Below are 21,766 nucleotides of genomic sequence, written 5' to 3' on the forward strand. Positions count from 1 at the left end.
CGTTCGCCGCCGTCGCATTGACCCGTCATGGCGCCGGATTACCATCGCGCGGCGCGCGCGCCGGACGCGCCCCCGAGGAGCGCAGGCTGACGTGACTCTTTCAGGCGTTCTGAACACCGCCGTCGACGACCTCGCCGCGATCGTCTCCCGTTTCGCGGGGAATGGCGGCGGCCGCACGGTCGCCGTCGCGGAGCCGGGCGGCGCGCTCGGCGTCTACAAGGCGTCCCCCAAAGGCGGCGTCCAGCCCGTCGCGCCGGGCGCGCGAACGGCCGGGGGCGGAACGGTCGAACTTCGTCTGCCCGCCGAAGCCGTGTTGACGCAGACCCTGACCCTGCCCGCCGCGGGGCGGGACTTTCTCGAGCCGATCCTCGAACATCGGCTCGAGCGCCTGGTGCCCTGGTCGCCCGACCGCGCGCTCTACGGCTACCGCGTCACGGGCGAGACTTCCTCCGGCGAGGTGACGGTCGACTTCGCGGCGACCTCGCGCGACATCGCGGACCAATGGATCAGGCGGGCCGAAGAACGCGGCCTCACGCCGACCGCGATCGGCAGCGCCGCGGAGCCGCTGGACGCTACGCTCACGATCGATCTGTGGCGCGGCAAGGCGGATCCGATGGCGCGGAGGGCCCGCCGCCTCGTCGTCCTTGGGGCCGCAGCCGCGGCCGCCGTCGTCGTCCCGCTCGTCGCCGTTTCCGGCTATCTCGCCTATGCGGCCGAAAACCGGCTCGAAGGCCTGGAGGCGAGGTCCGCCGCCGCGCGCCGGGCGCTGCAGGACGCGATCGGCGGGGGCAAAGGTTCACGCGAGGCCGCGTTGACGGACGCCAAGCGGCCCGACACGGCGATGGTCGTGCTGATTGATCGGTTCGCGCGGGCGCTGCCGAAGGACACGGTTCTGCGCGGCCTCGAAATCGAAGAGGAGCGCATCCGCCTGACCGGGTTCTCGGCGGCCGCTCCGGCGTTGATCGCCCAGCTCGAGGCGAGCGGCGCGCTCCGGGGCGCGCGCTTCGCGGCGCCCGTCACCCGCACGCCGGACGGCCGCGACAGCTTCGAGATCGTCGCCGCCCGGCTGGGCGCGCCGGCGGCTCCCACGGACGGGGCGACGGCCGCCCCTGATCCGGCCCTGCCATGACCTCGCCCGCGGACCGCAACATCCTCTGGCGACGGCGCGCGACGGCTGCGATCGCGATCGCGCTTCCGCTCGTCGCCCTCGGCTTCGCGGCGTTCGACCTCGTCGCCGCGCACGACGCCGACGCGCTGGCCGACGGGCAGGAACGGACGGTGGCCGCGCTGGAGCGTCGCGTCGCGCGTCTGGGGTCCGTCGCCGGAGGCGCCAAGACGGACGTGTCGGCGATGTATCTGCCGGGCGCGGAACGCGAGCTCGCGCGGGCGGAGCTTCAGAAGCTGCTGACCGACAGGGTCGAAGCGGTCGCCGGCAAACTGATCGAAACTCAGGAGCCCGGCGGTGACCTCGCCGACCCCGAAGCCGCCGACGACGGCCGCGTCGACCTTCGCGTCACCTTCGACGCCAAGAACGACGGCCTCCTCGACCTGCTCTACGGGCTGGAGACCGGCCTGCCCATCCTTACCGTGCAACGTCTGGAGGCGCGGCGCGTCGGCGACTCCGACGACGCCGAGGATCCGACGCTCAGAGCGAGCCTCGTCGTGCGCGGCTACCGGAAGACGCCGTCATGAGGCGGATCGCGCTGCTGCTCTCAGGCTGCGCGCTCGCGGCGGCGACCGCGCTCGCGCAGGAGCCCGCTCCCGACGGAGACCGCCCGGCGGTCGAGGCCCTCAATCCCCTGAGCGCGCTCGACAAGCAGTCCCTGACGGGATTTCGGGACGCCCCTCTGTTCACGGCGTCGCGCCGACGGCCGGAGCCGCCGGAAGAGGTCGCGGCCGCGCCGGAGCCGGAGCCCCAACCAGAGCCGGAGCCTGCGCCTCCTCCGGACGCGCCGGCGCCGGAGCTTCGGCTCGCAGGAATAGCCGAAGGACCCGACGGCGCCGTCGCCGTGGTCGAGAACGCGGAATCCGGAAAGACGGAGCGGCTTCGGCTGGGCGACCAGATCGGCGGCTGGCTCGTCACCACGATCGATCCGGTCGCGCTCCGGCTGACCCTGAACGAGCGTGAGGAGGAATATCGCCTGTTCGATCGATCGAAGGAGCCGGCTTCGCCGACCGACGAGCTCGACGAGGCTCCGCCGGTGACGCCGGACGCCGCGCGGACGCCGGGCAATCCTCCGGAGGCGGCCGACGAATAGCGCCAAGGGTGGAGCGCGCCGCGATCCGGCGACGCGCTCCGATCGTCAAGCGCCAAGCTTCAGGCGAAGGCGCCGTTGATCCCGAGCGGGAAGAACCCGCCTTTCGACGCGCCGGCACTCAGAAACACGATCGACTTCACCTGCGGAACCGAACGGCTGAAGGCCAACGCGTTCCGGTCGGTCGGAACGAGGTTCGAACCGGCGGGATTGCCGATGCCCTTGTCGAGATTGCTCGAACCGTCGAGCGAGTCGCGGGCTTCCGAGATCGCGCGGGCTTCGAGATACAGCTCCTTGGAGAAGAGGAGCGTCCGGATGATGCCGGCGTGATAGGCCTCGACGCCGAGGAGTCCGGCGGCCGTCTCGAGGATGGCCTTGTCGGTGAGCAGAGGAGCTGCGCCCTTGTAGGCGGTCACGCCGACGTCCTCGAAGATGAAGGACGCCAGCAGGAAGTTATTCTCGTTCGCGAACGGATCGAACTCCTGGCCAGGCTGGATCAGCTTCGCGGCGGTGGCGGCCGCGGTGAAGCTCTCCTTGAGATTGATCTGGGGACGGGCGACCCGGGCCCCGCCGAGCGCCGAGCGCAGCAGCTTAACGTGGGCTTCCTCGTCGTTCGCGATCTCCTCGGCGTAGAGCCGGATGTTGCGGGTCGCGAAATTGACTTTGCGGCCGCCGCGCACGGCGCCGGCCCTGCCGGTTCCCGTGACGTCGCCATCGGCGAGGCCGCGACCGAACGCGGCGCGAAGATAGAATTCGGCCTCGAGATATTCGAGCTGCAGCGCGAAGTTCAGAACGTCGAGATCGACATTGGCGGACTGGGCCTTGGCCGCGGGAGCCACGCCGGCGCCGACGGCCCCGAAGACGGCCGCGCCTGCAGCCGTCCGACCGATCTTGCGAATGAACGCGCGCCGGCCGGCGTCCCAGTCCACCGCGTCAACGTCCGAATGCGCATGGTTCTCATTTCGGGTCGTCGTCATGTCCGTCGGCTCCTGTCTGTCCCGGCGCGGGCGTTTTCGGCCTCTGCGCGGACGCTTCCAGCGGGCGTCCGAAGGAACGTACGAACAGTGACGAGGAGCCAGACTTGCATTGAGCACGATTTATTTCTGCACGATCAATAATGGCAAATTGTCTTTGCTCAATACATCCCGTCGGACCTCCGACCGGTCCGTCTCAACGCATCCGGTCCCCCTTCGCGCCGCGCGCCTTCGCCTCGTGGCGCGCGACGATCGCGGCGCCTACGACGACCATCAGCCCAAGCGCGAACCAGGTCAGCGCGTAGATGAGGTGGCTGTTGCGGAAGGCGACGACGGTCAGGCCTCCGACCGGCCAGCCGCCCGGATTGGGGGTCGCGTCGGCGTCGACGAAATACGGCGCCGTCTCGCCCAGCCCGCGGGCGGCCGAGATCGCCGCGACGTCGCGCGAGCGCCAGCGATCGGCCTCCGGCTCGTTCGCTCTGAGGAAGCCGCCATGCGGCTCGCTGATCCGCAACAGGCCGACGACCGTGGCCTCGCCGGAGGGCGCATCCCCTCCCCGCGTCGCCGGATCGCGCCGCTCCGGCGAGACGAAGCCCCGGTTGACGAGCACCGTGAAGCCTTCGGTCGTGCGGAACGGCGTGAGGACCCAGTAGCCGGCCCCAAGATCGGTCGCGGCCTGCGTCAGCGTCTCCCGCCCGGGAAGGAAGCGCCCGGTCAGCCGGACGCGCCGGTACTCATCGTCCGCGGCGGAGATGGCGGGCCATTGCGCCGGCCCCGGGGCCGCCGCCGGCGGCGCATGGATCCGAGCCTCCACGCGCGCGATCAGATCGAGCTTCCAGGTCCGACGCTCGAGCTGCCACAGCCCGAGAGCGGTGAAACCCGCGAAAGCCGCAAGCGCTCCGACGGCGAGAGCCGCAAGCGCGAGGGGGGAGCGGCGCCGCGCGCCCGGCATGTCGGCCTCCGCCGCCTTTGTCCCGCCGACCGTCAGCCGCCGCGGCCCTCGGCGGCCGCACATGTCCGCGGAACGGTCACTTCGGCGCGTTCATCCCGTCCATCTCGTGCGGCGACATGGGCATCATGTTGGCGTTCAGGTGGAACATCACCCAGAACGAGCCGGCGAGGGTGATCAGCACCAGCACGACCGTGAAGATCATGGCCATCATGGTCCAGCCGCCCTCCGACTTGGGGCTCATATGGAGGAAGTAGACCATGTGGACGAAGATCTGGGCGACGGCGAAGGCCATCACGACGATCGCCGCCGTCGTCGGCTCGCGGAACACGTCGCCCATCACGATCCAGAACGGGATCGCGGTCAGGATGACCGACAGCGAGAAGCCGGTGAGGTAGTCCCTCATCGAGCCCTGATGGCCGCCGCCATGGCCGTGGTCGTCGTGGCCGTGCGCGTTTTGGCCGTGCGCGTGGGCGTCGGCGCTCATCACAGCGTCCCCATCAGATAGACGAAGGTGAAGACGCCGATCCACACGACGTCGAGGAAGTGCCAGAACATCGACAGGCACATTAGCCGCCTGCGGTTCTCGGGGATCAGGCCGCGCTGGGCGACCTGGACCATGAGGGTCGCGAGCCAGATGACGCCGAAGGTCACATGCAGCCCGTGCGTCCCCACCAAGGTGAAGAAGGACGACAGGAACGCGCTGCGCTGGGGCGTCGCTCCCTCTTCGATCAGATGGTGGAACTCGTAGAGCTCGATCCCGAGGAACGCCATGCCGAACAGGCCCGTCACGCCGAGCCAGAACAGCGTCGTTCCGGCGCGGTTCTTGGCCATTTCGAGCATGGCGAAGCCGTAGGTGATGGACGACAGCAGCAGCATCGAGGTGTTGAGCGCGACGAGGCCGAGGTCGAACAGGTCCTTGCCCGAAGGACCGGCCGCGTAGTTCCGCCCGAGCACGCCGTAGGTCGCGAACAGGCACGCGAACACCAGGCAGTCGCTCATCAGGTAGATCCAGAAGCCGAGCAGCGTCCCGTTCTCGGGGTGGTGCTCCTCCCGGAGATAGAAGTCCGTCCCTCTGTCGGCCGGGACCGTCGAAGCGTCTGCGGCAAGCGTCGCCATGGCTCAGGCCCCCGCCGAAAGCAGTCGGGTGCGCTCGCCTTCGACGGCCGTCACCTCTTCCGCCGGAATGTGGAAATCGCGGACGTAGTTGAACGTGTGCAGGATGACCGTCGCGATCAGCGCGACGAAGGCGCCCGCCGCGAGCCACCAGATGTGCCAGATCAGCGCGAAGCCGCAGACCACGCTGATGCCGGCGATGATGATCCCGGCGCCGGTGTTCCTCGGCATGTGGATCGGGATGAAGCCTTCGGTCGGACGGACGAAGCCGCGCTTCTTCATGTCCTGCCAGGCGTCGAGATCATGCACGATCGGCGTGAAGGCGAAATTGTAGGCGGGCGGCGGCGACGAGGTCGACCACTCGAGGGTGCGGCCGCCCCAGGGATCGCCGCTCAGATCGCGCAGCGCCTCCCGGTTCCGGAAGCTGACGAAGAGCTGCATGAGGAAGGCGCCGATGCCGGCCGCGATCAGCGCGGCGCCGAAGGCCGCGATCACGAACCAGATCTGCAGCGACGGATCCTCGAAGCGGCTCAGGCGGCGGGTCACGCCCATCAGGCCGAGCACGTAGAGCGGCATGAAGGCGAAGTAGAAGCCCACCGTCCAGCACCAGAACGACACCTTGCCCCAGAACTCGTCGAGCTTGAAGCCGAAGGCCTTCGGGAACCAGAAGTTGATGCCCGCGAACAGGCCGAACAACACGCCGCCGATGATCACGTTGTGGAAATGCGCGACCAGGAACAGGCTGTTGTGCAGCACGAAGTCCGCCGGCGGCACCGCCAGCAGCACGCCGGTCATGCCGCCGATGACGAAGGTGATCATGAACGAGATCGTCCACAGCATCGGCACTTCGAAGCGGATGCGGCCGCGATACATCGTGAACAGCCAGTTGAAGATCTTCGCGCCCGTCGGGATCGAGATGATCATCGTCGTGATGCCGAAGAACGAGTTGACGCTCGCGCCCGAGCCCATCGTGAAGAAGTGGTGGAGCCACACGAGGTACGACAGGATGGTGATGACCACCGTGGCGTAGACCATCGAGGCGTAGCCGAACAGGCGCTTGCCGCAGAACGTGGCGACGACTTCCGAGAAGATGCCGAAGGCCGGCAGGACGAGGATGTAGACCTCCGGGTGACCCCAGATCCAGATCAGGTTGACGTACATCATCGAGTTGCCGCCGAAGTCGTTCGTGAAGAACGCGGTTCCGGCGTAGCGGTCGAGCGCCAGCAGCGCGAGCACGGCGGTCAGCACGGGGAAGGCGGCGACGATCAGCACGTTCGTGCAGAGCGCGGTCCAGGTGAAGATCGGCAGCCGCATCATGGTCATGCCGGGCGCGCGCATCTTCACGATGGTCGCGACCAGGTTCACGCCCGACAGCAGCGTGCCGACGCCTGCGATCTGCAGCGCCCAGATGTAATAGTCGACGCCGACGCCCGGACTGTAGGCGATGCCTGACAGCGGCGGATAGGCGAGCCAGCCGGTGGCCGCGAACTCGCCGATGAACAGCGAGGCCATCGTCAGCACGGCGCCGCCCACCGTCATCCAGAAGCTGAAATTGTTCAGGAACGGAAAGGCGACGTCGCGCGCGCCGATCTGCAGCGGCACGACGAAGTTCATCAGGCCGGTGACGAGCGGCATCGCCACGAAGAAGATCATGATCACGCCATGGGCGGTGAAGATCTGGTCGTAGTGGTGCGGCGGCAGATAGCCCTCCGCGCCGCCGAAGGCGATCGCCTGCTGCGCGCGCATCATGATCGCGTCGGCGAAGCCGCGCAGCAGCATGATCAGGCCGAGGATCATGTACATGATCCCGATCTTCTTGTGGTCGATCGAGGTCAGCCACTCGCGCCACAGCCAGCCCCACAGGCGGAACCGCGTGATGAGGTAAAGCACGGCGACGCCGCCGACGACGACGCCGGCGAAGGTCGCGATCAGAATCGGCTCGTGAATCGGCAGCGACTCGAGGGTCAGGCGGCCGAACAGGAAGCTCTCGGAGGAAGGGCTCGGGGTCATTTCGATCAGCCTGTCAGTCCGTGGCGGCGAGACGGTCGCCGGACGCGGGCTCGCGCCGCGCGAAGGAAAGGTTCGGAGACGAGGGTTGCGCGGAGGCGCGGCGGCCCGAGGCAGAGCCGCCGATCGGCGTCGCGTAAGGCGCTTCGACGGTCTCGCCGTCGCGCGGCGCGACCGGCGTGCACACCGCGGCCACGAAGCGCTTCGGCGGCGCCGTGTGCCCGCCGCGGCTGCGCGGCTTGTCATATTGCAGCGCGAACACGTTGCCGAGGCCGGCCATGCCCATCCCACCCTTCGCGTCGATGTGGGCCATGTCCTTCATGCACATCTTCGCAGGATCGACGCACATGTTGAGGATGGCGTCGAAAAGGTCGGGCGCGACGCCGCCATAGCGCCGCGGCGCGACCCGCGCGCTTGGCTTCTCGAGTTCGAGATAGCCGGGACGGTCGAGCGAGCCGCCGGCCTCCTTCACGGACTGGACCCAGCCGTCGAAGTCGTGGCCCGGCATGCCGTGGAACTTGAAGCGCATGTCGGAGAAGCCCGCGCCGCTGTAGTTGGCGGAGAAGCCGTCATAGACGCCCTCGCGGTTGATCACGGCGTGCAGCTTCGTCTCCATGCCGGGCATGGCGTAGATCTGCCCCGCGAGCGCGGGCACGAAGAAGGAGTTCATCACCGTCGCCGACGTGATCTTGAAGTTGATCGGCACGTCGACCGGGGCCGCGAGCTCGTTGACCGTCGCGATGCCGAGCTCGGGGTAGATGAACAGCCACTTCCAGTCGAGCGCGACCGCCTGCACGGTGATCGTCTTGTTGTCCTCCGGCACCGGCCGGAAGCTGTCGATCCGGGCCAGCGGGCGGTAGGGATCGAGAAGATGGGTGCTCACCCAGGTGATCGCCCCGAGCGCGATGATGATCACCAGCGGCGCGGCCCAGATCACGACCTCGAGCGACGTCGAGTGATGCCAGTCGGGATCGTAGACCGCGTCCTTGTTGGATGCGCGATAGCGCCAGGCGAACAGGCCGGTCAGCGCGATCACCGGGACGATGATCAGCAGCATCAGGACGGTCGAGATCACGATCAGATCGCGCTGCTGCGCGGCGATGTCGCCCGAGGGCTGCATGACCACCATGCCGCAGCCCGACAGCGCGAGCAGCGCCGGCAGGAGCGTGAATATGCGGAGTGCGCGCACGGGCGAGCGCCTCTTTCGTCTGTTCATCGGGTTCACGGTGGTCCGCCTATCCCCGTTTTGTGCAGCGCGACATTGGACGTTTTGTCCTATCGGCGCGCATGCGTCGAAACGATTAGACACCGAACTCGGCCGAGAGAGGCTAAATCTTTGGCGCCGTTGCGTCGGGGCGGCGCGTGGATCACCGTCGTCCGCCGAAGCTTTTGAACCGGCGACGCCGCGGGTGCATTGTGTCGAGGAAGATGGGTGGCGCGGACCCTGCGTCGCCATGCGGCCGATGGCCGCCGAGGAGCGTTTGGATCGATGAGCCAGAACATCGCACTGCCGTCCGGCTCGAATCACGCCGGCATCCATCAGGGTCACCACAAGGTATCGCCGGGCGAAATCGCTCTCGCTGTGGTCATCGGCCGGACGTCTGAATTTTTCGACTTCTTCGTTTACGGCATCGCGTCGGTGCTGGTCTTCCCGAAGCTGCTGTTCCCGCATTTTGATCCGCTGACGGCGACGCTTTACTCTTTCGCGATCTTTTCGCTCGCCTTCGTGGTGCGGCCGATCGGTTCGGTCATCTTCATGTGGGTCGGCCGCGTTCACGGCCGCGGCGTGAAGATGACGATCTCCCTTTTCCTGCTCGGCTCCTCGACGGCGGCGATCAGCTTTCTGCCGAGCTACGAGCAGATCGGCTACGTCGCTGTCTGGCTGCTTTCGGCGTTCCGGATCGGCCAGGGACTGGCGCTCGCCGGGGCGTGGGACGGGCTCGCCTCGCTGCTGTCGCTGAACTCCCCGGCGGGAAAGCGGGGCTGGTATGCGATGATGCCGCAGCTCGGCGCGCCGTTCGGCTTCCTGCTGGCGTCCGGCCTGTTCCTGTTCTTCGTCAGCGCGCTGACGCCCGCCGACTTCCTGGACTGGGGCTGGCGCTACCCGTTCTTCTGCGCCTTCGCCGTCAACGTGGTCGCGCTGTTCGCGCGTCTGCGTCTCGTTCTCAGCGAAGCCTACTCCCAGCAGCTCGAGACCCGGCAGCTCGAGCCGGTGCCGGTCTTCGAGCTGCTTCGCGCCCAGGGCCGCAACGTCGTCATCGGCGCCTTCGCCCCGCTCGCGACCTTCGCGCTGTTCCATCTCGTCACGATCTTTCCGCTCTCCTGGGTGACGCTGTTCACCGACCTGCCCGCCGGCCAGTTCCTGGTGATCGAGATGTTCGGGGCCTGGGTCGCGATCTTCGCGATCATCGCCTCGGGCGTGATCGCCGACCGCATCGGCCGCCGCACGCTGCTCGGGACCGGCGCCGTCCTGATCGCGATCTTCAGCTTCCTCACGCCGTTCCTGCTCGGCGGCGGGGTCGCGGGCGAGACCGTCTTCATCCTCGTCGGCTTCGGCCTGCTCGGGCTGAGCTTCGGCCAGTCGTCGGGCGCGCTGACCTCCAACTTCTCGAGCCGTTACCGCTACACCGGCGCGGCGCTGACGTCCGATCTCGCCTGGATGGTCGGAGCGGGCTTCGCGCCGCTGGTGGCGCTCGGCCTATCGAGCAAGTTCGGTCTCGCCCTCGTCGGCGCCTATCTCCTGTCCGGGTGCGTCTGCACGCTGGCGTCGCTCGCCATCAACCGCCAGCTCGTCGTCAACGACTGAGCCCGGCCCGCAACCGTCCGCTCGCCGAAGCGCCGCTCGGCGGGCGCGGGAAGAGACGAGCGAACCCATGGAGCCAGCGCGCGTCGCCATGAGCCGCGACCCGGTCGTCGTGACGGTCGCGCCGAACGGCGGGCGCAAGACGAAGGCCGACCATCCCGCCATCCCGATCACGCCCGCCGAACTGGCGGACGCCGCTCTCCGCTGTCTCGAGGCGGGCGCGGCGATGATCCATCTGCACGTGCGCGACGCCGACGGCCGGCACCTGCTCGACGCCGACGCCTATGCGGCGGCGACCGCCGCCATTCGGCGCGCCGTCGGCGACCGGCTGGTCGTGCAGATCACCAGCGAAGCGCTCGGGCGGTATGGGCCGGCCGCGCAGCGCGAGGTGATCCGCGCCGTCCGTCCGGAGGCCGCCTCGCTCGCGCTGCGCGAGCTCGCGCCCGACGCGGCCGAGGAGGCGGCGTTTTCGGAGCTGCTGCTCTGGATGAGGCGGGAGCGGGTGACGCCGCAGATCATCCTGTACGATTCCGGCGACGCGCGGAGGCTGAGCGAGCTGCGGACGCGGGGACTCGTGCCGTGGGAGAGGCTGCCGGTGCTGTTCGTGCTCGGGCGCTACGCGCCCGGGCAGAGATCGAGCCCGGCGGATCTGCTGCCCTTCCTGAGCCCGCCCGCGCCGGCCTTCGCGCCATGGAGCGTCTGCGCCTTCGGCCCCGAGGAGATCGCCTGCGTGACCGCCGGCGCTCTGCTCGGGGGCCATTGCCGCGTGGGCTTTGAGAACAACGAATGCCTGCCGGACGGCTCCCGCGCCTCGTCGAACGCGGAGCTCGTCGGGGCGACGCGGAACGCCCTTGCGGCGGTCGGGCTTCCGATCGCGACGGCCGACGAGCTCAGGGCGATGACCGCGGCGTCGTGAGCAGGCGTGCCGCCGGACGCCCGCCCCGGTCTCACGGGGCCGACGGTCCCCCCGTCGCCCGCAGGGGCCGCGACGTCGTGGCGGGCAGCGGAATGAACTCCTGCTCGTCGCCCGGCGCCGTATCGAACCGTCCCCTCGCCCACTCCTCCTTGGCGAGTTCGATCCGCTCCGGTCGCGACGACACGAAGTTCCACCAGATGTAGCGGGGACCCTCCATCGGTTCGCCGCCGAACAGCATGAAGCGCGCGTCCGAGCGCGCCCTGACGGCGACGGCGTCGCCTGGCCGCAGAATGAGAAGACGCCCGGCCTCGAACGCGTCCCCCGCGATCTCGATCACGCCGTCGATCGTGTAGAGCGCGCGCTCCTCATAGACGGCCTCGATCGGCGCGCGCCGCCCGGCCTCAAGGCGGATGTCGGCGTAGAGCGTGGGCGAAGCGACCGCGAGAGGCGAGGCCGCGCCGAAGGCGTCGCCGACGATCAAGCGCGCGGTCACGCCCTCGGCCTCGACGACCGGCAGCGCCTCGGCGCCGTGATGGACGAAAGCGGGATCGGACTCCTCGTCGGCCTGCGGAAGCGCCATCCAGGTCTGGACGCCGAACAGCCGCTGGCCCGAGCGCTTGCGCCCTTCGCTGGTCCGCTCGGAATGGACGATGCCGCGGCCGGCGCGCATCCAGTTCACCGCTCCCGGCTCGATCGCGCGTTCGGTCCCGAGGCTGTCGCGATGCAGGATCTCGCCTGCGAACAAGTAGGTGACGGTCGCGAGGTTGATGTGCGGATGCGGCCGCACGTCGATGCCCTGGTCCGTCAGGAACTCGGCCGGCCCCATCTGATCAAAGAAGATGAAGGGTCCCACCATCTGACGCTTGGTCGAGGGCAAAGCGCGCCGCACCACCATTTCGCCGAGGTCGACGGCGCGGGGAACGATCAGCGTCTCGATCGCGTCCGCGGAGACGCGATCGCCGATCATGGGGTCGGGACAGGGATGCCAGGTCATAGGCCGCGCTCCGCTCGGACGGCTCGCATCCGGCGGACGGTCGCCGCGAGCCCGGAGACGGGAGCATAACCCGCTCGCCCGTCTCATGCGGAACACCCGCGGCGTCGTGCGGCGCCGCGCCTATGGCCATGCCCGCCGGTGCGACGATGGCGGCCGGCTGGAGCCTAGACTGCGAGGCGCGTCAGCCGCCCGCCCCGAGCAGCGACTGCGCGGTCGCGTGCAGCCGCTCGAGCTTGCGACGAAGCCTGTCCTCCGACGCGCGCACGCCGACGACGCCATGCTCCGCCAGATCCTCAAGGACCCTGTCCAGAACGCCGTCGTCGCCCGCCTGCGCCACATCCGTGAGCATGAGGGCGCGCGCGTAGTCTTCGACCGCTTCACCCTTCATGCCCATGAGATGCGCGGCCCAGCGCCCGAACATCCTGTCGCGGCGCGCATGCGCCTCGAAGGCGACGTCCCGCTCATGCACGAAGCGCGCTTCAGCGGCGGCTTCCCGATGCTCGAGCATGTCACCCGACTCCCGCGCCGGCGACCTCGGGACCGCCGGCGGGGGCGCCCACGAGGGCGGCGGGCCGGTCGAACCTTCGCACGACAAGCACCGGGATCGAGGAATGCGTCAGGACCTTGTTGGTGACCGAGCCGAGCAGCACCGCGGACAGGCCGCGTCGCCCATGGCTGCCCATCGCAATGAGATCGCATCGCCTCTCATGGGCGACGTCGATGATGTCGAGATAGGGATCCTCGCCCCATTTGCGCACCGTGATGAACGGCACGCCGGCGTCCGTCGCGGCGTCGCCGGCCTCGCTCAGGATCGTCTCGGCGTGCGCTTCGGCCTGGCGTTCGTACTCCTCGCGCGTCGCCTCGATCATCTCGGTCGAGGTCGTCAGCAGGTGGAACGGCTCGTTCACCGTGAGGAACACGACGGCCGCGCCGGTCGAGGCCGCAAGCGCCAGAGCCTGCGTCGCCGCCTCTCCGGCGAGTTCGCTGCCGTCGGTGGGAACAAGAATTCGCGCGTAGGGAGACGCATATCGCGCCTCTTCTACCGATACGACCGCGATCGTTGAAGCCTGCAGCATCGGATCCTCCATTGCTTCGGGCGGAGGCAGATCAGACGCCGACGGTCGGGGCGCTGCTTTGATCTCGGTCAAAGCTGCGATCGCTGCACGTCCTGAACTGCCTCGCCAACGGGGACGTCGCGATTTCAGGTCGAGCTCGCCCTGATCGAGCGGATCTGCAGGACCCTCAGGCCTGCGCGGCCGCGCGCGCGGGCGCGCAGCGGACATCGGGGGCCGCGCCGCCGACCGGATTCTGACTGATGAATCGGGTCGCGGCCTCCGAGGTCAGCGGCCTGCTGAACAGGAATCCCTGCACTTCCGTGCAGCCTTCCTGACGGACAAGCTCGAGCTGCCTGTCGGTCTCGACGCCCTCGGCGGTGATCTCGGCTCCGTTTCGCCGCCCCAGGCCGACGATCGCGCGCACGATCGCCGCCGTCTCCTGATCTTCGATCTCGGCGATGAAGGATCGATCGATCTTGATCTTGTTGAAGGGAAAGCGACGCAGGTAGCTCAGCGACGAATAGCCCGTCCCGAAGTCGTCCAGCGCGATGCGGACGCCGAGCGCGCGCAGCCTCATCAGCGAGGACACGGCGCCTTCGGCGTTCTCCATGAGCACGCTCTCGGTGATCTCGAGCTCGAGCCGGTCCGGAGACAGCCCGGACATATCGAGGGCGTCGATCACGCTTTGGGCGAGACCCGGGCGCTGGAACTGCACGGCGGAGACGTTGACGGCGACGCGGATATCCCGCGGCCAGCCCGCCGCCTCGCGGCAGGCTTCGCGCAGCGCCCATTCCCCCAGCGGCAGGATAAGGCCGGTCTCCTCCGCCAAGGGAATGAACTCCGCGGGAGAGATCATGCCGCGCGTCGGGTGGGGCCAGCGAAGCAGCGCCTCGAATCCGCAGGGCTCTCCCGTCCCGAGCGCGATGACCGGCTGATAATGCAGTTCGAACGCGTCGCGCCGGACCGCGTCCCGCAGGTCGACCTCGAGGAGGCTCCGCGCGACAAGGGCGGCGTCCATTCCCTGCTCGAAGAACCGGTAGGTGTTCCGGCCCGCCGCCTTCGCCCTGTAGAGCGCCATGTCGGCGTTCTTGAAGATCTGCTCGGCCGGATCGCCTTGCCCGAGCGCGACGCCGACGCTGATCCCCACCCCGGTGAGCTGACCGTCGACGTCGATCGGCTGCCCGACGAGGTCGATCAGGCGGGCGGCGATCCGGGCCGCCTCCTCCGGGCGATCGATCCGCGCGAGAATGACGGCGAACTCGTCGCCGCCGAGCCGGGCGACCGTGTCGCCAGCGCGAAGAACGGACTTCAACCGCTCGGCGACGGCCCGAAGCACCGCGTCCCCGGCCAGGTGCCCGCGCGTGTCGTTGACGGACTTGAAGCGGTCGAGATCGCAGGCGAGCATCGCCAACGCGTGGCCCTCGCAGGCCGCTTCCGCCACGCTCAGGGTGAGCCGCTGACGAAACAGGACGCGGTTCGGGAGACCGGTCAGCGCGTCATGGAGAGCCATGTGCTCGATCTGGTGTTCGGCGACCTTGCGTCTCGTGATGTCGATATGCGTGCCGACCACGCGGAGCGCGCGGCCGTCGCCGGCTCGCGTCACGACTTTTCCACGCGCCAGCATCCAGGCGAAGGCGCCGCTTTTCGTCCTCAGCCGATACTCGCACTCGTAAGTCGGCGAGAGACCCTTGAGGTGATCGCGAAGCAGCCGGCGCGCCCGCTCGGCGTCGTCCGGATGGACGAGCGCGTCCCAGGTTCGGATGTGCGGTTCGATATCGCCGGGCTCGTAGCCGAGCATCCAGAACCAGTGGTCGGACAGCTGGACGCCGCCGGTGGTCACGTCCCAGTCCCAGAGCCCGTCGCTCCCGCTGTCGAGCGCGAGCGCGAGCCTCTCCTCGCTCATCCGCAACGCATCGTCCGCGGCGCGGTGCGCCGTCACGTCGCGAAGCGAGGCGACATAGCCGGTCGCCGCGCCGGTCGATGGGTCGTGGGTCGAGCTGAAGGACGCCTCAATCCAAACCCACGAGCCGTCCTTCCGGCGGTAGCGCTGACGCGTGACGGCTTGATTGACCAACCCGGCCGACAGCGAGCGCAGGGTCTCGCCATATCGGGCCCTGTCGTCGGGATGAACGAAATCGAGCGGCTTGGTGCCGACGAGCTCCTCCGGATCGTAGCCGAGGACAGCCTTCGCAGCGGGCGAAACATAGCGCCGCGTCGTATCCGGCTTCGACCAGATGATGACGTCCGTGGTGTTCTCGGCGAGCAGCCGATAGCGTTTCTCGCCCTCCTGCAAGGACGCGAAAAGACGCCTCCGATGTTGCAGCTCCGCGGCCGCCGGCATCACGGTCAACACGACGACCGCCACGTAGAACTGAAAGAACTGGATCCTGAAGCCCATTGAGCCGTCGAGCAGCGGAAGAGGGCCCCAGCCATAAACCGACAGAGGAGCCCCTACGGCGATCAGGATGAGAACGCTGGCGACGGCGCCGAGACGCCCGACCCTGAACGTCGCGATGAGCGCGGGAAGCAGCGGCAGGAACAACAGCGGAAGCGTGGCCTGCGCGAACACGGCGAAGGAGACGACGATCATGGCCGCGGACAGCCCGAAGGCTTCGATGACGCCGCGCGCCTCGACCCCCCGTCGCCATTCCGCGATCTCGCCCCGCCCTACGAGGAACGCCAGCGGAGCGAAGGTGAGCGCGCCGAGAGCATGGCCGGCGGTCCAGTTCATCGCGTTGGCGAGAAAAGGCGTAGATGAGACTGCGGTAGCGACGGCCGCGCCGAAGGGCGCCGTCGCGAGCGGCGCGACCAGGGCGGTCGCGAACGCAAAGCGGGCCACCTCGCCGATCGACTCGAATCCGCCGGGGCGCGCGATCCAGCGTCGCAGAAGGACGGCGCCGATTGCGGATTCAGCGACGTTGATCACCGCGAGAAACGGCGCGGCGACGGGGCCGAGCCCGAACAGGCTGGTCGCCGCCGCGCTCGCCACGCCGCATGCGATGAGGGCGGGCCGCCAGTCTTTCCGCGGGGTCAGGCAGAGATGGCTGGTCAGCAGCGCAGACGCGATCCAGACGAACGCCACACCGCCGCTGAAGCGGGTGAGCCAAACAGTGAGGGCCGCGGCGGCGAAGTATCCGCACGCCAAGCCGGCCGGCCATCGACTTGTCAACGTCGTTCCAGTTCTTTGCGCTCCACCAGACCACGCTAGCAGGGCGCGGTTAAGAAGCTTTTTCCAGCGTTGGCAGCCGATCGAGGTCGTCATGGCCCAAGAAGCGCCGAACCGGCGCCCGCCGCGTCATCCGGTCTGCAAAGGCGCCCCAAGGCGGCTTCGGACGCTTGGCCCACGGCCGCGGGCCGAGCCGGCGCGCGCCGTTCGTGTACAAGGACGGCAAGGCCGCCGGAGGTTTCGGCGGCCGATGCGCCGCCCGCGCGGATCGCGGATCTGCAGGACACGACCGTGTGAGAGGCATCCGATGATCGGCACGCTGGGACTGGCGTTCCTCGCGGGCGTCCTCACCATCCTGTCTCCTTGCGTGCTGCCGATCGTGCCGCTCGCCCTCGGCGCCGCGGCCTCCAGGCATCGGCTGGGGCCGCTCGCTCTCGTCGCGGGACTGACGCTCTCCTTCGTGGCGATCGGCCTGTTCGTCGCCACCGCGGGCTTTGCGATCGGCCTTGACGCGGACCTGTTCCGAGCGGTCGCGGCGGCGCTGATGATCGTGTTCGGCGTCATTCTGCTCGTCCCCGCGACTCAGGCGCAGTTCGCGCTCGCCGCGCGGCCTGTCGGAGACTGGGCCGGCCGGCGCCTGGACACGGCGTCCCGGACAGGCGTGACGGGCCAGTTCCTCGTCGGCCTGCTCCTCGGGGCCGTCTGGGCTCCATGCGTCGGTCCAACGCTCGGGGCGACGTCGGTTCTCGCGGCCCGCGGCGAGAACCTCGCCGGCGTCGCCCTCACCATGGCGGTGTTCGGTATCGGGGCGGCCGCCCCGCTTCTGCTGCTCGGGACGCTCTCCCGCGAGGCGCTCGCCCGCTGGCGGACCCGCCTGACGGAGACCGGTCGCGGCGGCAGGACTGCGCTCGGTTTGCTTTTGCTGGTCGTGGGCGCGGCCGTGCTGACCGGTGTCGACAAGACCGTCGAGACCTGGCTGGTCGAGGTTTCTCCGGACTGGCTTACCGCCCTGACCACGCGGTTCTGACCGCGTCGTCGGGCCCCAGCGGCACGGCCCGGCGGAAGCGACAGCGGCAAACGACGCGCCGCTGGCCCATGTCGCCCGAAACCCGGACGTCGCCCGCCGGGTTTCGAGCTTTGGTGTTGGCGTCCAAGAGGCAAAAAAAACGAGAGAAAGAGGAACCTTGCTTGGGACCTTACTTGGAACCTTACTTGGCGTCCTTGCACCAGGACGCCGTGGCTTCCCTGCACCGGGCCGAGTAGCTCACCGTCAGCTTTTCCGCGGCCGCCCATTCGTCCTCGTCGACGCCGTTGTTGCTGTCCTCATCCATCGCCGCAAAGTTCGGCGCCCAGTCGAGCTTCAGCTTGCCGACGTTCTTCTCCCACTCCACGCGGCTGATCCTGCCGCTGCCGTCGGTGTCGAGGTTTTTGAAGGCGGGCCAGTCCGCGGCGACGGCGGCCGTCCCCGAAAGCAGCAGAAGTGAAACCAAACCGACCAAATTCCTGGTCATTGCGTCTTCTCCCCAGTAGGTGGTTTATCGGTGGCCGCCCTTGCAAGGCGACGGCCGCGCGCCTTTTTTCGGCGGCCTCGTATCGGACGCCCGTTCCCAAAGCTTAATCAATGGCAAATCTTCCCAAATTTGCCGGGATACACTGGCAACCTCGACGGAATCTTTCAGGCGCCGACGAGCGCGGCGGAAGGATTTGAGGCTGGTCTGCGGCCCGTCGCCGAGCGCGACGGAGGCGGGGCGATCCGACGTTCGTGCAGGAGCTTCTTTGGCTCGTCGGGGTCGCGATCGACAGGCTCGCCGCAAACGGCTTCAGGGCTTCACAGCCGGTAGCGTCGCATCCTAACGGCTGCCTTAACCCTTCGTCAGCGGCGGCTCTCCACCATGAGTGGATGGGCGCGGTGCATCCCTTCCAACGGACGCCAGGACGGCGCGGCGGGCGCAATCCGGATCCCGTTCGACCGACTCGTCGGAGGCCGGGATTTCGTCCGGGAGCACGATCGTTCTTTCTGCTCGTCGGCGCGGCTCTGTTGCTGCCCTCCGCGCTCGCTCAAACGTCTTGGACGACATGGATGGCTCACGGCGCGGCGGCGTTGAGCGGATCGTCTCGCGCCGTCAGCGCCTCAGCTTCGGCGCGGGTTATCGACGGCGACACCATCGACGTCGGAGGCGAGCGCATAAGACTTCGTTCAACGAGGGGTCCTATCGACGCGCCCGAGCTCCGTGACGCGAAGTGCCCGCTGGAGCTGTTCAAGGCGGAAGCCGCGCGAGACCGCCTCAAAGCGATCCTCGGCGAAGAGCTCGCCTGCAACGATCGGGGCGTCGCCTTCTGCCGTGGACTGGACGTCCGGCGAGACGGCGCCGACCGCTACGGCAGGACCGTGGCGATCATCTATTACGGCGGCCGAGACGTGGGCGATCAACTGGTGTTGGAGGGCCACGCCAAACCGTGGCCCCGGCTCAGCAGGGCTGATCGGCCCCAGTGGTGCGCCGGCTGAGCGCCGCCTGCCGCGAGGACGGGTCGTCCAGACCTCATGGCGGCGCCAGCGTCGTGGAGGAGGGCCCTCGCCGCCCCCCTTCGCCGGGGAGCGCGTTCAAGCTCTCCCCGACGTTGACGGCGTGAGCCTCGTCAGTCTCGCGGCGTCGGCTCCGGCCTTTCGACAAGCCCTCCATCGCCACCACCCGCCTCGGCGGGGACAGCGCGACGGACCCTGGCCGGCGCCTTTCCCCCTCCCCCATCGCTCACACGCTCGTGAACTTCTGCTCGCCGAGCGGGAGGTCGCGCACCCGCTTGCCGGTGGCGGCGAAGATCGCGTTGGCGAGCGCCGGGGCGAGCGGCGGCACGCCGGGCTCGCCGATGCCGGTCGGCTTCTCGGTCGAAGGCGCGGTGTGGACTTCGACATGCGGCATGTCGGTGATGCGCAGGGGCTTGTAGGTGTCGAAATTCGCCTGTTGCACCACCCCGCCGTCGAGCGTGATGGCGTTGCGCAGCGCCGCCCCCAGCCCGAAGCCGACGCCGCCTTCAACCTGCGCCCGCACCACGTCCGGGTTGATCACCGTTCCGCAATCGACGGCTGCGACCACGCGGTCGACCTTGATCCCGCCGTCAGGCTTGATCGTGACGTCGACCACCTGAGCGACCACCGAGTTGAAGCTCTCATGGACCGCGACGCCGCGGCCTCGGCCTTTCCCGAGCTTCTCTCCCCAACCGGCTTTCTCGGCGGCGAGCTTGAGGACCGCCGTGTGGCGCGGCTTGTCCTTGAGCAGAGCCAGGCGGTACTCGACGGGGTCCTTGCCCGCCGCGAAGGCGAGCTCGTCGATCATGCTCTCGACCACATGCGCCGTGTGCGTATGCCCGACCGAGCGCCACCACAGAACGGGAACGCCGACTTTCAGCGTCGTGAGCTCGACCTTCAGGTTCGGCACGGCGTAAGCGAGGTTCGAGGCGCCCTCGACCGAGCTGTCGTCGACTCCGTCCTTCACCGCCATCGCCTCGAGCGCGGTGCCCGCGAAGATCGACTGGCCGGCGATGCGGTGGAGCCAGGCGACCGGCATGCCGTCCGCCCCGATCGCGGCCGTCACCTTGTGGGCGTAGAACGGGCGATAGTAACCGCCCTTGGTGTCGTCCTCGCGGGTCCAGACCAGCTTGACGGGGTTCGAGCCGTCGATCGCCTTCGCGATGGTGACGGCCTCGGCCACGTAATCGGCGGTCGGCACCGCGCGCCGGCCGAAGCTGCCGCCGGCCCACACCGTCTCGATCTTCACCTGCTCCGGTTTGAGGCCCGTGATCGCCGCGACCGTCGGCTGGTCGATCGACTGGAACTGGGCGCCGTAGATCAGGCGGGCGCCGTCGGGCTTCAGCTCGACGACGCAGTTCAGGGGCTCCATCGGGGCATGCGCCAGATAGGGGAAGGTGAACTCGGCCTCGATCACCTTGGCGGCGCCCTTCAGCGCGCCCTCCGCGTCGCCTCTGTTGGTCGCCGTCGCGACCCCCGGCTTCGACACCGCGTCCTTCGCCATCTTGAGAAGCTCGTCCGAGCCGCGCGTCTCCGCGGCCGAATCGTCCCACTCGACCTTCAGTTTGTCGCGGCCCGAGATCGCGGCCCAGGTGGTCTTGGCCAGCACCGCGACCCCTTGCGGGATCTGCACGACCTTCTCGACGCCCTTGACCTTGCGGGTCTCGGAATCGTCGAAGCTCTTCACCTTGGCGCCGAATTTCGGCGGGTGCGCCACGACGGCGATCAGCATGCCCGGGAGCTTGACGTCCTGGGTGTAGATCGCGGTGCCGTCGGTCTTCGTATCGTTGTCGATCCGGTGCAGGCCTTCCTTGCCGATCAGCTTGAACTTGGAGGGATCCTTGTACGGCGTCTCCTGCGCCATGCCGGTCGGCGCCGGGATCTTGGCGGCGGCCTCGGCGAACTCGCCATAGGTGCCGCGCTTGCCGGAGGGATGGGTGAGCACGCCCTTGTCGACGGTGATCTCGCCCTGAGCGACCTGCCACGTGTCGGCCGCCGCCTTCACCAGCATGGCGCGCGCGGTCGCGCCGGCGGTGCGGTACTGCTCCCAGCTGTTCGCCATCGCCGTGGAGCCGCCGGTGCCCTGCGCCTTGAAGGCGAGGTTGGCGTAGAGGCTGGCGTCGGCCGGCGCGAACTCCGTGCGCATCTGGCTCCAGTCGGCGTCCATCTCCTCGGCGATCAGGGTGGCGAGGCCGGTGGTCGGTCCCTGACCCATGTCGAGATGCTTGACCACGACGGTGATCGCGCCGTCCGGCGCGACCTTCACGAACGAGTTGAACGCCACTGGGCCCGCGACGGCCTCCGCCGCGGCGGGGGCGGCCTTCAGGCCGATCATCAGGCCGACGCCGGCGCCGCCTGCGATCGCGAGGAAGCCGCGGCGGCTGAGGTCGGGCGTCTCGCCGCCCGAAAGTCTCTGATGGATGGTCATGGGATCAGGCCTCCAGCCGCTTGGCGGCGTCGTGAATCGCGGCCCGGATGCGCTGATAGGCGGCGCAGCGGCAGACGTTTCCGCTCATCGCGGCGTCGATGTCGGCGTCGCTCGGCGTCTTGTTCTGCGTGAGCAGCGCTGTCGCGGACATCATCTGCCCGGACTGGCAATAGCCGCACTGCACGACGTCGAGTTCGCGCCAGGCGGCCTGCACCGCCTTGCCCTCCCTGGGGCCGGAGGCGCCGACGACATGTTCGATGGTGAGAATTTGGCTGTCGGCGACGTCGCCGATCGGCGTCTGGCAGGAACGGATCGCGGCGCCGTCGAGATGGACCGTGCAGGCCCCGCATTGCGCGACGCCGCAGCCGAACTTGGTGCCGGTCAGGCCGATGTCGTCGCGGATGACCCACAGCAGAGGGGTCTCGGGGTCGACGTCGAGCGTGCGCTCCTCGCCGTTCAGCTTGAGCTTGATCATGGAAGTCTCCCGTGCGGACCCAACGGCCCGCGCATACGCCGACCCTCTCCGGGGGCGGCTCTGGATGCTGCAGATGCTAACGGCGAGACTGGATCGATTCCAGA

At 68.7% G+C, this 21,766-nt stretch carries 20 protein-coding genes; 7 read left to right on the forward strand and 13 right to left on the reverse strand.

Annotation, left to right across the window (positions count from 1 at the left end):
* Positions 1-91 precede the first annotated feature (91 nt).
* The 3 genes from ACO2RJ_RS10875 to ACO2RJ_RS10885 are packed head-to-tail and all read left to right on the forward strand — an operon-like array spanning position 92 to position 2,258.
* A complete protein-coding gene (locus ACO2RJ_RS10875) occupies positions 92-1,129 on the forward strand; it encodes a PilN domain-containing protein (RefSeq protein WP_423268032.1) in 1,038 nt (345 codons plus the stop codon).
* Positions 1,126-1,692 carry a type II secretion system protein GspM gene (gspM, locus tag ACO2RJ_RS10880; protein WP_423268033.1) on the forward strand — a complete coding sequence of 189 codons (567 nt, stop codon included), beginning with the start codon at positions 1,126-1,128 and terminating at the stop codon, positions 1,690-1,692. The genes ACO2RJ_RS10875 and gspM overlap by 4 nt, the downstream gene beginning before the upstream one ends.
* The gene (locus ACO2RJ_RS10885; RefSeq protein WP_423268034.1) at positions 1,689-2,258 is read left to right on the forward strand and encodes a hypothetical protein; all 570 of its coding nucleotides are present in this window, start codon (positions 1,689-1,691) and stop codon (positions 2,256-2,258) included. The genes gspM and ACO2RJ_RS10885 overlap by 4 nt, the downstream gene beginning before the upstream one ends.
* 59 nt (positions 2,259-2,317) lie before the next feature.
* Here the strand turns inward: ACO2RJ_RS10885 and ACO2RJ_RS10890 are convergent, their stop codons facing one another.
* The 6 genes from ACO2RJ_RS10890 to cyoA form a co-directional block, all read right to left on the reverse strand.
* Positions 2,318-3,232, reverse strand: a complete 915-nt coding sequence (locus ACO2RJ_RS10890) for a ferritin-like domain-containing protein (protein WP_423268035.1) — start codon at positions 3,230-3,232, stop codon at positions 2,318-2,320.
* Positions 3,233-3,425: 193 nt separating this feature from the next.
* A complete protein-coding gene (locus ACO2RJ_RS10895) occupies positions 3,426-4,181 on the reverse strand; it encodes an SURF1 family protein (protein WP_423268036.1) in 756 nt (251 codons plus the stop codon).
* Between the two features lie 76 nt (positions 4,182-4,257).
* Positions 4,258-4,665, reverse strand: coding sequence for a cytochrome o ubiquinol oxidase subunit IV (cyoD, locus tag ACO2RJ_RS10900; RefSeq protein WP_423268037.1), 408 nt, complete (start codon positions 4,663-4,665; stop codon positions 4,258-4,260).
* Complete coding sequence (cyoC, locus tag ACO2RJ_RS10905; RefSeq protein WP_423268038.1) at positions 4,665-5,297, reverse strand: cytochrome o ubiquinol oxidase subunit III; 633 nt, start codon at positions 5,295-5,297, stop codon at positions 4,665-4,667. Before cyoC ends, cyoD begins: the two co-directional genes overlap by 1 nt.
* A 3-nt stretch (positions 5,298-5,300) precedes the next feature.
* Positions 5,301-7,304: a cytochrome o ubiquinol oxidase subunit I gene (gene cyoB / locus ACO2RJ_RS10910; RefSeq protein ID WP_423268039.1), complete on the reverse strand. Its 2,004-nt coding sequence runs from the start codon at positions 7,302-7,304 to the stop codon at positions 5,301-5,303.
* Positions 7,305-7,317: 13 nt separating this feature from the next.
* Entirely contained in the window at positions 7,318-8,490 is a 1,173-nt protein-coding gene (gene cyoA, locus ACO2RJ_RS10915) for a ubiquinol oxidase subunit II (RefSeq protein WP_423268040.1), read from the reverse strand.
* 300 nt (positions 8,491-8,790) lie between these two features.
* On the opposite strand from cyoA, the gene ACO2RJ_RS10920 reads away from it, so the two are divergent.
* Positions 8,791-10,107, forward strand: a complete 1,317-nt coding sequence (locus ACO2RJ_RS10920; protein WP_423268041.1) for an MFS transporter — start codon at positions 8,791-8,793, stop codon at positions 10,105-10,107.
* Between the two features lie 67 nt (positions 10,108-10,174).
* Positions 10,175-11,020 (forward strand): 3-keto-5-aminohexanoate cleavage protein, encoded by an 846-nt coding sequence (locus tag ACO2RJ_RS10925; protein WP_423268042.1) that lies wholly within the window; start codon positions 10,175-10,177, stop codon positions 11,018-11,020.
* 31 nt (positions 11,021-11,051) lie between these two features.
* Here the strand turns inward: ACO2RJ_RS10925 and ACO2RJ_RS10930 are convergent, their stop codons facing one another.
* From ACO2RJ_RS10930 to ACO2RJ_RS10945, 4 genes are all read right to left on the reverse strand, one after another.
* The gene (locus ACO2RJ_RS10930; RefSeq protein ID WP_423268043.1) at positions 11,052-12,014 is read right to left on the reverse strand and encodes a pirin family protein; all 963 of its coding nucleotides are present in this window, start codon (positions 12,012-12,014) and stop codon (positions 11,052-11,054) included.
* Between the two features lie 181 nt (positions 12,015-12,195).
* Positions 12,196-12,522 (reverse strand): ATPase inhibitor subunit zeta, encoded by a 327-nt coding sequence (locus ACO2RJ_RS10935; RefSeq protein ID WP_423268044.1) that lies wholly within the window; start codon positions 12,520-12,522, stop codon positions 12,196-12,198.
* 1 nt (position 12,523) lies between these two features.
* Entirely contained in the window at positions 12,524-13,090 is a 567-nt protein-coding gene (locus ACO2RJ_RS10940; protein ID WP_423268045.1) for a universal stress protein, read from the reverse strand.
* A 166-nt stretch (positions 13,091-13,256) separates the two neighbouring features.
* Complete coding sequence (locus ACO2RJ_RS10945) at positions 13,257-16,214, reverse strand: EAL domain-containing protein (RefSeq protein ID WP_423268046.1); 2,958 nt, start codon at positions 16,212-16,214, stop codon at positions 13,257-13,259.
* Between the two features lie 328 nt (positions 16,215-16,542).
* On the opposite strand from ACO2RJ_RS10945, the gene ACO2RJ_RS10950 reads away from it, so the two are divergent.
* Positions 16,543-17,262, forward strand: coding sequence for a cytochrome c biogenesis CcdA family protein (locus ACO2RJ_RS10950; RefSeq protein WP_423268047.1), 720 nt, complete (start codon positions 16,543-16,545; stop codon positions 17,260-17,262).
* 181 nt (positions 17,263-17,443) lie between these two features.
* Here the strand turns inward: ACO2RJ_RS10950 and ACO2RJ_RS10955 are convergent, their stop codons facing one another.
* Positions 17,444-17,746, reverse strand: a complete 303-nt coding sequence (locus tag ACO2RJ_RS10955; RefSeq protein WP_423268048.1) for a hypothetical protein — start codon at positions 17,744-17,746, stop codon at positions 17,444-17,446.
* A 590-nt stretch (positions 17,747-18,336) separates the two neighbouring features.
* On the opposite strand from ACO2RJ_RS10955, the gene ACO2RJ_RS10960 reads away from it, so the two are divergent.
* Positions 18,337-18,741, forward strand: coding sequence for a thermonuclease family protein (locus ACO2RJ_RS10960; protein WP_423268049.1), 405 nt, complete (start codon positions 18,337-18,339; stop codon positions 18,739-18,741).
* 244 nt (positions 18,742-18,985) lie between these two features.
* On the opposite strand, the gene ACO2RJ_RS10965 is transcribed toward ACO2RJ_RS10960, so the two are convergent.
* Complete coding sequence (locus ACO2RJ_RS10965; protein WP_423268050.1) at positions 18,986-21,187, reverse strand: molybdopterin cofactor-binding domain-containing protein; 2,202 nt, start codon at positions 21,185-21,187, stop codon at positions 18,986-18,988.
* Positions 21,188-21,191: 4 nt separating this feature from the next.
* The gene (locus ACO2RJ_RS10970) at positions 21,192-21,662 is read right to left on the reverse strand and encodes a (2Fe-2S)-binding protein (RefSeq protein ID WP_423268051.1); all 471 of its coding nucleotides are present in this window, start codon (positions 21,660-21,662) and stop codon (positions 21,192-21,194) included.
* Positions 21,663-21,766: the final 104 nt, after the last annotated feature.

This window comes from Hansschlegelia sp. KR7-227 (assembly GCF_049446035.1).
Lineage (GTDB): Bacteria > Pseudomonadota > Alphaproteobacteria > Rhizobiales > Methylopilaceae > Methylopila.

What these genes read in the sequence shown, in the direction of transcription:
- ACO2RJ_RS10920 (WP_423268041.1), top strand. Translation starts at nt 8,791, where the DNA reads ATGAGCCAGAACATCGCACTGCCGTCCGGCTCGAATCACGCCGGCATC.
- ACO2RJ_RS10895 (WP_423268036.1), bottom strand. Translation starts at nt 4,181, where the DNA reads ATGCCGGGCGCGCGGCGCCGCTCCCCCCTCGCGCTTGCGGCTCTCGCC.
- gspM (WP_423268033.1), top strand. Translation starts at nt 1,126, where the DNA reads ATGACCTCGCCCGCGGACCGCAACATCCTCTGGCGACGGCGCGCGACG.
- cyoC (WP_423268038.1), bottom strand. Translation starts at nt 5,297, where the DNA reads ATGGCGACGCTTGCCGCAGACGCTTCGACGGTCCCGGCCGACAGAGGG.
- ACO2RJ_RS10925 (WP_423268042.1), top strand. Translation starts at nt 10,175, where the DNA reads ATGGAGCCAGCGCGCGTCGCCATGAGCCGCGACCCGGTCGTCGTGACG.
- ACO2RJ_RS10935 (WP_423268044.1), bottom strand. Translation starts at nt 12,522, where the DNA reads ATGCTCGAGCATCGGGAAGCCGCCGCTGAAGCGCGCTTCGTGCATGAG.
- ACO2RJ_RS10955 (WP_423268048.1), bottom strand. Translation starts at nt 17,746, where the DNA reads ATGACCAGGAATTTGGTCGGTTTGGTTTCACTTCTGCTGCTTTCGGGG.
- ACO2RJ_RS10885 (WP_423268034.1), top strand. Translation starts at nt 1,689, where the DNA reads ATGAGGCGGATCGCGCTGCTGCTCTCAGGCTGCGCGCTCGCGGCGGCG.
- ACO2RJ_RS10965 (WP_423268050.1), bottom strand. Translation starts at nt 21,187, where the DNA reads ATGACCATCCATCAGAGACTTTCGGGCGGCGAGACGCCCGACCTCAGC.
- ACO2RJ_RS10940 (WP_423268045.1), bottom strand. Translation starts at nt 13,090, where the DNA reads ATGCTGCAGGCTTCAACGATCGCGGTCGTATCGGTAGAAGAGGCGCGA.
- ACO2RJ_RS10890 (WP_423268035.1), bottom strand. Translation starts at nt 3,232, where the DNA reads ATGACGACGACCCGAAATGAGAACCATGCGCATTCGGACGTTGACGCG.
- cyoB (WP_423268039.1), bottom strand. Translation starts at nt 7,304, where the DNA reads ATGACCCCGAGCCCTTCCTCCGAGAGCTTCCTGTTCGGCCGCCTGACC.
- ACO2RJ_RS10970 (WP_423268051.1), bottom strand. Translation starts at nt 21,662, where the DNA reads ATGATCAAGCTCAAGCTGAACGGCGAGGAGCGCACGCTCGACGTCGAC.
- cyoD (WP_423268037.1), bottom strand. Translation starts at nt 4,665, where the DNA reads ATGAGCGCCGACGCCCACGCGCACGGCCAAAACGCGCACGGCCACGAC.
- ACO2RJ_RS10950 (WP_423268047.1), top strand. Translation starts at nt 16,543, where the DNA reads ATGATCGGCACGCTGGGACTGGCGTTCCTCGCGGGCGTCCTCACCATC.
- ACO2RJ_RS10930 (WP_423268043.1), bottom strand. Translation starts at nt 12,014, where the DNA reads ATGACCTGGCATCCCTGTCCCGACCCCATGATCGGCGATCGCGTCTCC.